A 15,165-nucleotide genomic window follows, 5' to 3' on the forward strand; every position below is an offset into this window, starting at 1 on the left:
TCCACCTTTCCGTGGTGGCAGCGTCCCAGCAGGACGCTGCCACGAGGAGGAATCGGCATGACCAGCGACGACCGGACGCTCGACTACTTGAAGCGGTTGACGACCGAGCTCCGCGACACCAGGCGTCGCCTGGACGCGGTGAAGGAGAGCGCCTCCGAGCCGCTGGCCGTCATCGGGATGGCCTGCCGGTACCCCGGCGGAGTGGGTTCGCCGGAGGACCTGTGGCGACTGGTGGAGCAGGGCGAGGACGGCGTGACCAGCTTCCCGGACAACCGGGGCTGGGACGCCGGCTCGCTCTACCACCCCGACCCCGACCACCGCGGCAGGACGTACACCACCGCGGGCGGGTTCCTGCACGAGGCGGACAGGTTCGACGCGGAGCTGTTCGGCATCTCGCCCCGCGAGGCGCTGGCCATGGACCCGCAGCAGCGCCTGCTGCTCGAAGTCGTGTGGGAGGCGTTGGAGCGCGCCGGGATCGTCCCCGCGTCGCTGCGGGGGAGTGCCACCGGTGTGTTCGCCGGCGCGATGCGCACGGAGTACGTGTCCGGGTTGACCTCGGTGTCCGAGGACATCGAGGGCTTCATCGGCACCGGCTCGTCCAACAGCGTGCTGTCCGGCCGGGTGTCCTACACGTTCGGCCTGGAAGGGCCGGCCGTCACCATCGACACCGCGTGTTCGTCCTCCTTGGTCGCACTCCACCTGGCCGGGCACGCCCTGCGCACGGGTGAGTGTTCGCTGGCACTGGTCGGCGGGGTCACCGTGATGTCCACGCCGGAGACGTTCGTCGAGTTCTCCCGCCAGCGCGGGCTGGCCGTCGACGGGCGGTGCAAGGCCTTCGCCGCCGCTGCCGACGGCACCGGGTGGTCCGAGGGCGCCGGTGTGCTCCTGCTGGAACGGTTGTCCGACGCGCGCCGCAACGGGCACCGCGTGCTCGCGGTCGTCCGCGGTTCGGCGGTCAACCAGGACGGTGCCTCCAACGGGCTCACCGCTCCCAGTGGGCCGTCCCAGCAGCGGGTGATCCGCCAGGCGCTCGCGAACGCCCGGCTGTCCACATCGGACGTCGACTTCGTGGAGGCGCACGGCACGGGCACCCGGCTCGGCGACCCGATCGAGGCGCAGGCGTTGCTCGCGACCTACGGTCAGGACCGCGAGGAGCCGCTGTACCTGGGATCCATCAAGTCCAACATCGGTCACTCGCAGGCCGCCGCCGGCGTCGCGGGCATCATCAAGGTCGTCGAGGCGATGCGGCACGGCGTGCTGCCGCGCACGCTCCACGTCGACGAGCCGTCGCCCCACGTCGACTGGACGGCGGGCGCGGTGGAACTGCTCACCGACCAGCGCCCCTGGCCCGCCGTCGACCGCCCGCGCCGCGCCGCGGTGTCGTCGTTCGGCCTGAGCGGCACCAACGCCCACGTCATCCTCGAACAGGTCGTGGACGAGCAGGAGGACGCCGAACGGACGTCCCCGCCCGTGCTGCCGTGGGTGGTGTCGGCCAAGACCGAGAACGGCCTGAGGGCACAGGCTTCTCGTGCTCTCGACGCCGTGGAGGGGAACGATCCGCTCGACGTCGCCCGCTCGCTGGCGACCGGCAGGGCCGCGCTCGACCGGCGCGCCGCGGTGGTCGGCTCGACCCGCGACGACCTCGTCGCCGGCCTGACCGCGCTGGCACAGGGCACGCCCTCGCCTGCAGTGGTCGAGGGCACTCCGCTGATCGGCCGCACGGCGTTCCTGTTCACCGGCCAGAGCAGCCAGCGCTGCGGCATGGGCCGCGAGCTGTACCAGGCCTTCCCCGCCTACGCCACGGCGTTCGACGCGGTCGTGGCGGCGCTCGACGAGCACCTGGACCGGCCGCTCGCCGACGTGGTGTTCGGCGACGACCAGGACCTGCTGGACCGGATGACCTACCTGCAGCCGGCGCTGTTCGCCGTCGAGGTGGCGCTGTTCCGGCTGCTGGAGTCCTGGGGCGCCCGTCCCGACTTCGTGGCCGGCCACTCGATCGGTGAGCTCACCGCCGCGCACGTGGCCGGCGTCTGGACGCTGGCGGACGCGGCGAAGATGGTCGCCGCGCGGGGCAGGCTCATGGAGTCGCTGCCCGCAGGCGGCGCGATGGTCAGCGTGCAGGCCGCCGAGGACGAGGTGCGCGCCGCGCTCACCCGCGGCGTCGAGATCGGCGCGGTCAACGGTCCGGACGCGGTGGTGCTGTCCGGCGACGAGGACGCGGTCCTCGCCGTGGCCGAGTCGTTCGCCGAACGGGGCCGCAAGACCAAGCGGCTGCGCATGACGCACGCGTGCCACTCGGCGCGCATGGACGGCATGCTCGCCGAGTTCGCCGCGATCGCCGACGGCGTCTCCTACGAGGCCGCGACGATCCCGGTGGTGTCCACCGTGACCGGCAGGCTGGCCGGCACCGACGAGGTCACCGTCCCGGGGTACTGGCCGCGCAACGTCCGGCAGGCCGTCCGGTTCTCCGACGCGATCACCTGGCTGCGCTCCGAGGGCGTCTCGCGGTTCGTCGAACTGGGACCCGACTCGGTGCTGACCGCCATGCTCGCGCGCATCCTGCCCGACGGGGACGTGCTCGCCGTGCCGATGTTGCGCAAGGGCCGTCCCGAAGCCGTGACCGCGACGACCGCCCTCGCCTCGCTGCACGTGCGCGGCGGACGCGTCGACTGGCGGACGTTCTACGAAGGCACCGGGGCCCGCACGGCGGACCTGCCGACCTACGCGTTCCAGCACGACACCTACTGGCTGCAGTCCGCGGGCAGCGCCGGAGATCCGTCCGGGCTGGGCCTGGCCGACGCCCGCCACCCGCTGCTGGGCGCGTCGGTGGCGCTGGCCGACGACTCCGGGCTCGTCCTCACCGGCAAGATCTCGCTCTCGACCCACCCGTGGCTCGCGGACCACGTCGTCGCGGGAACCGCCCTCCTGCCCGGAACGGCGCTGGTCGAACTGGCGCTGCGCGCGGGCGACGAGGCCGGCTGCCCGCACCTGGAAGAGCTCACCCTGCACGAGCCGGTGTTCCTGGACGGCCCGCGCGACCTCCAGGTCGTGCTGGCCGCGCCGGACGAGTCGGGCCGCCGTCCGGTGTCCCTGCACTCCCGCACCGGCGAGGGATCCTGGGCCCAGCACGCCTCCGGCACGCTGGCCCCCTCCGTCGCGGCGCCGGACTTCGACCTCGCCGAGTGGCCCCCGCGCGGTGCCGACGCGGTCGACCTGGGCGACGTGTACGAAGCCTTCGCCCGCAACGGGTTGGAGTACGGCACGGTGTTCCGCGGCCTGCGGGCCGCCTGGCGCCTCGGGGACGAGGTCTACGCGGAGCTGCGGCTGCCCGAGGAGGGCGAGGCGCAGAAGGACGCGGAGAGGTTCGGCCTGCACCCCGCGCTGCTCGACTCCTGCCTGCACGCCATCGGTCTCACCGCCGACGAGGACTCCGGTCCCCGGATTCCCTACCTGTGGCAGGACGTCGCGCTGCACGCGATCGGCGCCACCACACTGCGGTTGCGGCTCACCCCCGGCCAGTCGGACGCCGTCACGCTCCGGGTCGCGGACGGCGTCGGCGCTCCGGTGGCCACCATCGGCGCGCTCCTGCTGCGCCAGATCAGCGCGGACCAGTTCAAATCCGCCGAACCCGATGGCCCGGAATCCCTGTACCGCCTCGAATGGAAAGCGCTTACCGCATCAGGCGAGCACGATGTCGAGTGGACGTTCGTGGACGACCTCGACGACGACGTCCCGCCACCGCCGGTGGTCGTGCTCCCGGTGCGCACAGGAGCCGACGACGTGGCGGCCACCGCTCTGGCGGAGACCAACCGGGTCCTCTCCGTGCTCCAGCGGTGGAGCACCGAGGAACGCCTGCACGAGACCACCCTGGTCGTGCTCACCCGCGACGCGGCCGACACGGACCGGGTCGACCCTGCGGCCGCCGCCGTCTGGGGCCTGGTGCGCTCGGCCCAGTCCGAGCACCCCGGCCGGTACGTGCTGATCGACACCGACGCCGACGAGCCGACCTCCGCGGAACTGGGCGCTGCCCTGGCCACCGGGGAGCCGCAGCTGCTCTCCCGCGGCGGCGAGTTCGCCGCACCGCGCCTCGCCTCACTGCCGGGAGACGACGAGCTCGTCCCGCCCGCCGGCCGGGCCTGGGGATTGGGCATGTCCGGTCGCGGAACGCTGGACAACCTGCGCCTGGAGTCGTATCCGCAGGTGCTGGAACCGCTGGCACCGCACGACGTCCGGATCGCCGTCGCCGCGGCGGGGCTGAACTTCCGCGACGTGCTGAACGTGCTCGGCATGTTCGAGGGCGAGCCCGGCCACCTCGGCAAGGAGGTCGCGGGCGTCGTGATCGAGGTCGGGTCCGGGGTGACGGACCTGGCCGCCGGCGAGGCCGTGATGGGCGTGACGGACGGCGGCCTGGGCACGATCGCCACCGCACCCCGCGCCTACGTCACGCGCATTCCCGACGGCTGGTCGTTCGAGACCGCGGCCTCGGTCCCGCTGGTGTTCCTGACCGCCTACTACGGGCTCAAGGAACTGGCGGGGCTCCGCGCCGGCGAGTCGGTGCTGATCCACGCGGGTGCCGGCGGCGTCGGCATGGCCGCGATCCAGATCGCCCGGCACCTCGGTGCGGAGGTCTACGCCACCGCGAGCGTCGGCAAGCAGTACGTCCTGAGGGACGCGGGACTCGACGACGACCACATCGCCGACTCCCGCACGCTCGACTTCGAGGCGCACTTCGCCGCCACCACCGCCGGCCGGGGTGTCGACGTCGTGCTGGACGCGCTGACCGGTGACTTCGTGGACGCCTCGCTGCGGCTGCTGCCGCGCGGCGGCCGGTTCATGGAGATGGGCAAGGCGGGGCTGCGCGACCCGCAGGAGGTCGCCGCGCGGCACGACGGGGTCGTCTACCAGCCCTTCGACCTGGTCGAGGCCGAGCTGGACCTGGTCGGCCGGATGTGGGCCGACGTGGTCGAGCTGTTCGACCGCGGTGTGCTCACGGCGTTGCCGACCCGCGTCTGGGACGTGCGACGCGCCCCGGAGGCGTTCCGCTTCTTCAGCCAGGCCAAGCACATCGGCAAGCTGGTGCTGACGATCCCCGGCGGTCCCGAGCCGGACGGCACCGTGCTGATCACCGGCGGTACCGGCGACCTGGGCGGGCTGCTGGCCCGGCACCTGGTGACCGAGCACGGGGTCCGGCACCTCGTGCTGACCAGCAGGCGCGGCCTGGACGCTCCTGGCGCCGCCGAGCTGGTCGCCGACCTGACCGGCCTGGGCGCCGAGGTCACCGTCGCCGCCTGCGACGTCGCCTCCCGCGACGCCGTGGCGGACCTGCTCGGCGCCATCCCGGCCGAGCACCCGCTGACCGGTGTCGTGCACGCGGCGGGTGTTCTCGACGACGGCCTGGTCGACGCGCTCACGCCGGAGCGGCTGGACCGCGTCTTCGCGCCCAAGGTCGACGCCGCCTGGCACCTGCACGAGCTGACCCGGCACCTGCCGCTGCGCTGGTTCGTCCTGTTCTCCTCGGCCGCCGGTCTGCTCGGCAACGCGGGACAGGCCAACTACGCCGCCGCCAACAGCTTCCTCGACGCCCTGGCCGCCCGCCGTCGTGCCGACGGCCTGGCCGCCCACTCGATCGCGTGGGGCCTGTGGTCGGGCGGCATGGGCGGCAGGCTCGGCGAGGACGGCGAGGAACGGTTGCGCCGCAGCGGTTTCCCGCCCATCGCGTCCGCCGAGGGCATGGAGATGTTCGACATCGCGGTCGGCACCGAACACCCGGTCCTGCTCGCGCTGAAGCTCGACCGCGCCACGGTCCGCGCCCACGCCTCGGACGCGTCGCTGTCCCCGTTGCTGCGCGGTCTGGTCGGCGCTCCCGGCCGCGTCCGCGCCAGGGCCGCCACGGCCCAGCAGGACGGCGAACTGCTGCGCAAGCTCGCCGAGCTGACGCCGGCCCAGCAGAACGAGTTCCTGCTCGACCTCGTCCGGCGGGAGACCGCCCTGGTGCTGGGCAGGACCGGCGGCGACACCGTCGAGCCCTCCCGCGGTTTCAACGACCTCGGGTTCGACTCGCTCACGTCGGTCGAGTTCCGCAACCGCCTGAGCGCCGTCACCGGGCTGCGGCTGTCCTCGACGCTGGTCTTCGACTACCCCAGCCCGGCAGCGCTGTCCGCCTTCCTGCACACCGAACTGGCCGGTGACGCCGCACCGGCGGGCACCGCGCTGATCGAACAGATCACCCGGCTGGAGGCGATGCTCGCCAGCACCGATCCGGACGACACGGAGGTCGACCGGCGTCTGCAGCGCCTGCTGTCCGACTGGACGGCCAAGCGCTCCGACAGGACGGGATCCGATCTCGACATCGCGACCCCGGACACCATCCTCGCGCTGATCGACCACGAGTTCGGCACGCGCTGACCAGCCCGGCCGTCATAGGAGCCATGACCGATGCCCACCGAAGAGCAGTACGTCGACTACCTCAAGCGAATGGCGACTGACCTGCGGGAAAGCCGTCGGCAGCTGCGGGAGTCCGAGGAACGCCACACCGAGCCGATCGCGATCGTCGCGATGAGCTGCCGCTATCCCGGCGAGATCCGTTCCCCGCAGCAGCTGTGGGACCTCGTCAGCAGCGGGGGAGACGCCGTCTCGCCGTTCCCCACCAACCGCGGCTGGGACCTCGACGGCCTCTACGACCCGGACCCCGACCGGCCGGGCACGAGCTACGTCCGCGAGGGCGGGTTCCTGCACGACGCGGGCGAGTTCGACGCCGAGCTGTTCGGCATCTCGCCGCGTGAGGCCGAGGCGACCGACCCGCAGCAGCGGCTGCTGCTGGAGGCCGCGTGGGAGGCCGTCGAGAGCGCCGGCATCGACCCGGCCTCGCTCGTGGGCAGTGCGACCGGTGTGTTCGCGGGCGTCACGTACACCGACTACGCCTCGCGGCTGAACGAGGTGCCGGAGGAGTACGAGGGGTACCTCGCCACCGGCACCCTCGGCAGCGTGGTGTCCGGGCGGATCTCCTACGTGCTGGGGCTGCAGGGGCCGTCGGTGTCGATCGACACGGCCTGCTCGTCCTCACTCGTGGCGTTGCACCTCGCCGCCCACTCGTTGCGGACGGGGGAGTCCACGCTGGCCCTCGCGGGCGGCGTGACGGTCATGGCGGGCCCCGGCCCGTTCGTCGAGTTCTCCCGTCAGCGCGGGCTGGCCGCCAACGGCCGGTGCAAGCCGTTCGCCGACGGCGCCGACGGCACGAACTGGGCCGAGGGCGTCGGCGTGCTGGTGCTGGAGCGGTTGTCCGACGCCCGGCGCAACGGCCACCCGGTGCTCGCGGTGATCCGCGGCAGCGCGGTCAACTCCGACGGGTCGTCCAACGGCCTGACCGCCCCGAACGGCCCGTCCCAGCAACGGGTGATCCGCCAGGCGCTCGCCAACGCGCGGCTGTCCCCGTCCGACGTGGACGCGGTCGAGGCGCACGGCACCGGCACGAAGCTCGGTGATCCCATCGAGGCGCAGGCCCTGCTGGCCGCCTACGGCCAGGACCGCACCGAGCCGCTGTGGATCGGGTCGGTCAAGTCCAACATCGGGCACACGCAGTGCGCCGCGGGTGTCGCCGGCGTCATCAAGATGGTCGAGGCGATGAGGCACGGCGTCCTCCCGCAGAGCCTGCACGTCGACCGGCCGTCCGCGCACATCGACTGGTCGGACGGAGCCATCTCGCTGCTCTCGGAGCAGCGGCCGTGGCCGGAGGCGGACAGGCCGCGCCGCGCGGGTGTGTCCTCGTTCGGCATCAGCGGTACCAACGCCCACGTCATCCTGGAGCAGGCGCCGGAAGAGCCGTTGCCGCCACGGGACGTCGTGGCCCCGGCCACCGTGCCGTACGTCCTTTCGGGAGCGTCTCCCGCAGCTGTTCGCGCGCAGGCCGAGGCGCTGCTGCTCAGCGCTGACGAACCCGTTGACATCGCGCTGTCCCTCGCCACCACTCGCGCGGCGATGGACCACCGCGCGGTCGTCGTCGGCGCTCCCGGCGAGCTGGCCGCCGGACTCCGTGCGGTCGCCGACGGCGACGCCGGCGCGATCACGGGCTTCGCCGCCACCGGAAAGCTGGCCGTGCTGTTCAGCGGCCAGGGCTCGCAGCGGATCGGCATGGGCCGCGAGCTGCACGCGGCGTTCCCGGTCTTCGCCACCGCGTTCGACGAGGTCTTCGACCACCTGCCCGGTGTGCGCGAGGTCGTGTTCGGCGACGACGCCGAGCTGCTCAACCGCACCGAGTTCGCCCAGCCCGCGCTGTTCGCGTTCGAGGTGGCGCTGTTCCGCCTGGTCACGTCCTGGGGCGTGGTCCCCGACCTCCTCGCGGGCCACTCGATCGGTGAGCTCGCCGCCGCCCACGTCGCCGGTGTGCTCTCCCTCGCCGACGCGGCACGGCTGGTGCAGGCCCGCGGCCGGCTGATGCAGGCGCTGCCGGCCGGTGGCGCGATGGTCGCGGTCGAGGCGACCGAGGACGAGGTCCGTCCCCACCTCGGCGACGACGTGTGCCTGGCCGCGGTCAACGGACCCCGTGCCGTGGTGCTGTCCGGCGCCGAGAAGGCCGTTCTCGCGGTGGCCGAGCGGTTCGCCGACCGCCGCACGACGCGGCTGAAGGTCTCGCACGCCTTCCACTCCAGCCTGATGGACCCGATGCTGGCGGAGTTCGCGGAGGTCGCCCGCGGCATCACCTACGCCGAGCCCGCCATCCCGGTGGTCTCCACGCTGACCGGTGCGCTCGCCGACCGGCTGACCGACCCGGAGTACTGGGTCGAGCACGCCCGCGAGGCGGTCCGGTTCGCCGACGCGCTCGGCACCCTGCACCAGCGCGGCGTGACCGCGTTCCTCGAACTGGGACCGGACGCCCCGCTGACCGCCATGGGTGGCGCCACGCTCGGCGACGGCGCGGTGTTCGCGGCCTCCCAGCGCAAGGACCGCGACCCGGTCGAGATCCTCGTCCGCGCGCTCGCCGCGTTGCACGTCAACGGCATCAGCGTCGACTGGGCCGCCTACCTCGACGGCACCGGTGCCCGCACGGTCTCCCTGCCGACGTACCCGTTCCAGCGCAGGCGTTACTGGCTGGAGGACGCCGGAGTCGCCACGGCCGGCACCGGTGGCGAGGACGCCCGGTTCTGGTCGGTCGTCGCGAGCGGTGACGCCGAGGAGCTGGCCGCCGAACTGGAGCTGCCGAACGCGCAGGTCTCGCTCGGCGACGTCCTCCCGGCACTGGCCCGCTGGCACACCTCCCGCGCGAGTGAGTCCGAAGTGGACTCTCTGGGCTACCACGTGGGGTGGAAGCCGTTCACGCCGAAGCCGGCGACCGCGTCCGGACGCTGGCTGCTGGTGACCTCGGCCCGGTCGAACGACTGGACCGAGGCCGCCGAGGCGGCACTGCGAGGCGCCGACGTTGAACGCGTGGTCCTCGACGCACCCGACCGGGCCTCCGTGGCCGCCGCGTTGGACGGTGTCCCGGCGTTCGACGGCGTGCTGTCCCTGGTGGCACTCGACGAGCACGAGAACGACGGCCTGTCCTTCGGCGCCGAAGCGACCCTGTCGCTGGTGCAGGAGCTCGCCGCCCGCGAGCTCACCACTCCTTTGTGGACGATCACCCGGCAGGCCGTGGCCACCGGCCCGCACGAGGCACCCGCCTCCGCGGTCCAGTCCCAGCTCTGGGGATTCGGCAGGGCCGCCGCACTGGAACACCCGCGCCTGTGGGGTGGGCTGGTCGACGTTCCAGCCGAGCCGTCCGACCGCGTCAGCGCGCTTCTCGGTGCCGTGGTCACCGGTCCTCGCGGTGAGGACCAGGTCGCGATCCGCGCGGCCGGCGCGTTCGGTCGTCGCCTGACCCACGCGGGCAACACCGAGCCGGCGCGGCCCTGGAAGCCGCGGGGCACGGTTCTGGTGACCGGCGGTACCGGCGGTCTCGGCGGAGTGGTCGCCCGCTGGCTCGTCGAGGCGGGCGCGGACCACGTCGTGCTGGTCTCCCGTTCCGGCGCGAACGCCCCCGGCGCGGAGTCCCTGCGCGAGCAGCTGGGCGCCAAGGTCACCATCGCCGCCTGCGACGTCGCCGACCGCGACTCGTTCAAGAAGATCGTCGACGACGTCCGGGACGACCTGCGCGCCGTGTTCCACCTCGCGGGTGTCCTTGAGATCGGCCCGATCGACACGATCGACCGCGGGGCCTACACCGACGCGCTGCGCCCGAAGGTCGCCGGCACGCGGAACCTCGAAGAGCTCACCGACGGGCTCGACCTGGACGCCTTCGTGCTGTTCTCCTCCATCGCCGCCTCCGTCGGCAACCCCGCGCAGAGCGTGTACGGCGCCGCGAACGCGTACCTGGAGGCGGTCGCCCAGCGGCGCCGGTTCCGCGGCCTGCCCGCCACCTCGGTCGCCTGGGGTCGCTGGGGCGAGGTCGGCATGGGCGTCACCGGCCAGGCCGACGAGCTGCTCGGCGACCTCGGCGTGCCGACCATGGCACCGGAACTGGGTGTCGCCGCGCTGCGGCGCGCGATCGGCCGCGAGGAGACCGCGCTGACCGTGGCGGCGTTCGAGTGGGCGAAGTTCGCGCCGCCGTTCGCCGCGCTGCGACCGAGTCCTCTGCTCGCCGACCTGCCCGAGGTCCTGGCCATCGCCGAGGCCGACGCGAAGCGCGCCGAGGAAGGCGCCGAAGTCACCACGGCGTGGCGGACGCGGCTCGCGGGCATGCCCCAGGCCGAACGCGAACGCGTGCTGAGCCGGCTCGTGGTCTCCCACACCTCCGCCGTGCTGGGTCACGAGGACGAGGTCAGCGCCCAGCAGCTGTTCACCAAGCTGGGCATCGACTCGCTCACCGCGGTCGAGCTGCGCGGCCGTCTCAACGCCGAGACCGGCCTGGCGCTGCCGCCGACCGTCGTCTTCGACCACCCGAGCCCGGCCGCCCTCGTCACGCACCTGCTCACCGAGTTGGGGCCTCAGGAACAGTCCTCGACGACAACGGCCGCCGTGCGCGCGAACACCCCGCAGGGCCAGGAGATCGCCGTGACCGGCATGTCCTGCCGCTTCGCGGGCGGCAGCGACACGATCGACGAGTACTGGCAGAACCTCCTGCAGGGCAAGGACCTCGTCAGCCTGGCCCCGGAGAACCGGTGGATCGCCGCCGACTACCTCGACCTGGACCGCACCGCGCCGGGCAAGGCCTACACGCAGCACGGCGCGTTCGTCACCGACATCGCCGGCTGGGACGCCGCGTTCTTCGGGCTCTCGCCGCAGGAGGCGCGCCGCACCGACCCCAGCTTCCGGTTGCTCATGGAGCTGGTCTGGGAGGCGTTGGAGGACTCCTCGCTGACCGCCGAGGAACTGCGCGGCAGCCGCACCGGCGTGTTCGCCGGCCTGATCGACACCATCCAGTACAGCATGCGGCAGCTGGAGGTCGACGGCGCCGAGGCGGGGGACGACCCGTACTTCGGCCTGGGCAGCTCGCTGTCCGCGGCCGCAGGCCGGATCGCGCACCAGCTCGACCTGCGCGGCCCGTGCATCACCATCGACACCGCGTGCTCGTCCGCGCTCAGCGCCATGCACCTGGCCGTGCAGAGCCTGCGCCGCGGCGAGTGCGACATCGCGATCGTCGGCGCCTCCTCCACGATGATCAACCCGGAGGTGTTCGTCCAGTCCTGCAAGATGAGCATGCTCGCCGCCGACGGCCGCACGAAGACCTTCGACGAGTCCGCCGACGGCTACGTCATCGGTGAGGGCGGCGGCGTGGTCGTCCTGCGCCGCACCCAAGACGTTGCTCCAGGCCAGCGCGTCCGTGCGCTGATCCGCGGCACGGCGACCAACCAGGACGGTCGCAGCAACGGCCTCACCGCGCCCAACCGGGCCGCGCAGATCGCGGTCATCCGCGCCGCGCACGCCGACGCGGACGTGCGGACGGACGAGATCGGCTACGTGGAGGCGCACGGCTCCGGCACGCAGCTCGGCGACGCCATCGAGTTCACCGCCCTGCAGGAGGTCTTCGGCGAGCGCTCCGCGCCGGAACCGCTGTACGTGGGCGCGGTCAAGTCCAACGTCGGCCACACGCTGGCCGCCGCCGGGATGGCCGGCCTGGTCAAGACCGTGCTCGCGCTGGAGCACGGCGAGCTCCCGTCCAACCTGAACATGACGAACCCCAACTCGGTCGTCACCCTCGACGGCCCCGTCCGGCCCGTGCAGGCCGTCCGGCCGTTCCCCGCGGACGAGAACGGCGTGCTGCGGGCGGGCGTCAGCTCGTTCGGCTGGTCCGGCTCGAACGTCCACTTCGTACTGGAGCAGGCGCAGGGGAACCCGGTCTCGCGGCCGGGGTCGCCCTGGCAGCTGCTCACGGTGTCCGGGCACAGCGAGTCCAGCCTGCGTGCGAACGCGGCGGCGCTGGCCGACCACCTGGAGGCGCACCCGGAGCTGGAACTGGCCGACGTCGCGCACACCACCCAGTCCGGGCGCAGCGCGCTGCCGGTGCGGTCCGCGCTGCCGGTGCGCGACGTTGCCGACGCCATCGCGTCCTTGCGGACCGGCGTCACCGGTTCGGTGGTCGAGGACAAGCGCCGCTTCGGTCTTCTCCTCCCCGCGGCGCTCGGCGACTGGCGTGGCACCACGGAGGACCTCTACCGCACCGAGCCCGCGTTCAGCACCGCGATCGACGAGTGCGCCGGCCTGCTCAACGGGCGGGTCGACCTGCTGGGCGCGCTGCACGGCGAGGCGGACGCCGACGAACGCGCGGTCGTGTTCGCGGTGGAGTACGGCCTCGTCCGGTTGCTCGAATCCTGGAACCTGGTTCCCGCCGTCGTGCTGGGCGCAGGGGCGGGGGAGTGCGTCGCCGCGGTCATCGGCGGGATGCTCTCGCCGGCCGACGGTCTCGCGCTGGCCCTGGACGGGACCGTCCCGGCCACGGCCACCGAGCCCGCGGTCACCGTCGTGTCCTCGCGGACCGGCGCCGTGCTGACCGCGGCCGAGGTGACGGACGCCGCCCACTGGGCCGGCGAGTCCGACCGGACCGCCGACGGCCTGCTGGTCGTGGACCGGCACGCGGAGGTGCTCGTCGAGGTGGGCCCGGACGCCGCGAGCGGATCCCGGACCTCGCTGGAGCCGAACCGCCGGTCGTGGCTCGCCGCGCTCGGCGCGTTGTGGGAGCAGGGCGTGCCGGTGGACTGGGCGAGCGGTGCCGCCGCGGAACGCGTGTTCGTGACGCTGCCCGCGTACCGGTTCCAGCGCACCCGCTACTGGCCGGAGTCCGCCGCTCCCAGCGCGGTCACCGCCCCGGCGGCCCCCGAGATGCCGTCGTACGACGGCCTGAAGGCCAACGTGCCCACCTGGCGGCGCGACAACAGCCGTCCGGCGCCCGCCACCGCGGGACCCCTGGTGCTCCTCGCCGCCCCCGGCGAGTTCGCCGACAGGTTCACCGCGCTGGCAACGGAAGCAGGGCACGACGTCGTCCTCGCGCCCACCGGGCCGCAGGACCAGGAGGCCTACCGTGCCCTGCTGGCGGGCACCGCCGGCGAGCCGGTGCGCATCGTGCACGCCCGCGGCCTCACCGACACCGGTCAGGAGAGCGGCTTCTACGACCTGATGCGACTCGGCAAGGCCATCGGCACGGAGTGCGCCAACCGGCGCGTCGAGCTGATCAGTCTGGCCGCCAACGGGTTCGAGGTCCTCGACGGTGACGCGAAGGACCCGCACGCCGCGACCATCGCGGCGCTCACCAGCGCCATCGCCGCGGAGTACCCGCTGGTCCGGTCGCAGTACGCCGACCTCGGACCGGACGGCGACCACGCCCGTCAGGCGCTGCGCGAGCTCGACGGCCTGGCGGCGTCCACTTCGGACATCGCCGACGGCGTCGCCGTGGGCGCGTGGCGGCACGGCCGTCGCTGGATCCGCGCCTTCGAGGTGGTCGGGCTGGCGGAGGTCGACGATGCGCAGGCCTGGCGTCCCGGCGGGGTCTACCTCATCACCGGCGGTCTGGGCGAGCTCGGTCTGGCACTCGCGCGGCGGTTGGCGCCGCTGGGCACCAGGCTCGCGCTGGCCGGCCGGAAGGGCCTGCCGCCCGAGGACACCTGGGACGCCTGGATCGCGGAGAAGGGCGTCAACGACAAGACCAGCGGCGTGCTGATGGCCGTGCGGGAGCTGCGCGCCCTGGGCGCCGAGGTGTTCGTCGCCCAGGCAGACGTCAGCGTCCCCGAGCAGGTCGCGTCGCTGGTGCGGGACGTGCGTGCGCACTTCGGCGAGCTGCACGGCGTCGTGCACGCGGCCGGCGTCGCGGGCGGCGGCCTGCTGCAGACCAAGACCGAGGAGCAGGCGGCCGCGGTGCTCGCGCCGAAGGTGGCGGGCACGCTGGCACTGGCGGACGCGTTGCGCTCCGACCCGGTGGAACTGCTGGTGCTCTACTCGTCCGTGGCGAGCCTGACGGTCGGCGTCGGCGCCACGGACTACGCGGCGGCCAACGCGTTCCTCGACTCCTTCGCGGTCGTGGAGGCCAACACGGGCGGGGTCGCCAAGCGCGTCGTCTCCGTGGCGTGGGGCCCGTGGCAGCTCGACCCCTGGACGACGGAGGGCCTCGCCGGTTCGGCGGAGATGCAGGACAGCTCCAAGCGGTTCCGCGAGGAGTTCGGCATCCCCACCGAGGAGGGGACCGAACTGCTGTCCCGCATCGTGGCCTCCGGCGAGACGAACGTGGCGGTGCTGCCGCTGGAGGTCTCCGAGGCCATGGCCGCGCTGGCCCAGCTGGACACCCTCGAAGCCCTGGTGGGCGGTGCGGGCGTCGACCTGACGGACGGCAAGCGCTATCCGCGTCCGGAGCTGCGCACGCCCTACGTCGCCCCGAGCACGCCGGTCGAGAAGCAGGTGGCCGAGATCTGGCAGGCCTGCCTCGGACTGGAGCAGGCGGGCGTCCACGACCAGTTCTTCGACCTCGGCGGCACCTCCCTGATCGGCCTGGTGGTGATCGCCCGCATCTCCAAGGAGCTCGGCGTCGAGCTGGCACCGGCGACGTTGTTCGAGAAGCCGACCATCGCCGAGTTCGCGACCCTGCTGGCCCAGCCGGAGGCGGTGGCGCCGGACCTCGCGGACGTCGCAGGGGACGCGTCCGCCCGCGGTGAACGCCGCCGCGCCCGCGCCGGGAACCTGCGCCGGCGCCAGACCGGAACCCGAAGGTGA

2 protein-coding genes are annotated in these 15,165 nt (G+C 73.3%); both read left to right on the top strand.

Annotation, left to right across the window (positions count from 1 at the left end; genetic code table 11):
* Positions 1 to 57: 57 nt before the first annotated feature.
* Positions 58 to 6,405 (top strand): SDR family NAD(P)-dependent oxidoreductase, encoded by a 6,348-nt coding sequence (locus ACFWN2_RS03530; RefSeq protein ID WP_382424681.1) that lies wholly within the window; start codon positions 58 to 60, stop codon positions 6,403 to 6,405.
* A 30-nt stretch (positions 6,406 to 6,435) separates the two neighbouring features.
* On the top strand, positions 6,436 to 15,165 hold the full coding sequence (locus ACFWN2_RS03535) for a type I polyketide synthase (protein ID WP_382424682.1): 8,730 nt from the start codon (positions 6,436 to 6,438) through the stop codon (positions 15,163 to 15,165).

Source organism: Lentzea sp. NPDC058436 (genome assembly GCF_042721515.1).
GTDB lineage: Bacteria > Actinomycetota > Actinomycetes > Mycobacteriales > Pseudonocardiaceae > Lentzea.

Excerpts from the sequence above, each read along its gene's own strand:
- ACFWN2_RS03530 (WP_382424681.1), top strand. The coding sequence starts at position 58 with ATGACCAGCGACGACCGGACGCTCGACTACTTGAAGCGGTTGACGACC.
- ACFWN2_RS03535 (WP_382424682.1), top strand. The coding sequence starts at position 6,436 with ATGCCCACCGAAGAGCAGTACGTCGACTACCTCAAGCGAATGGCGACT.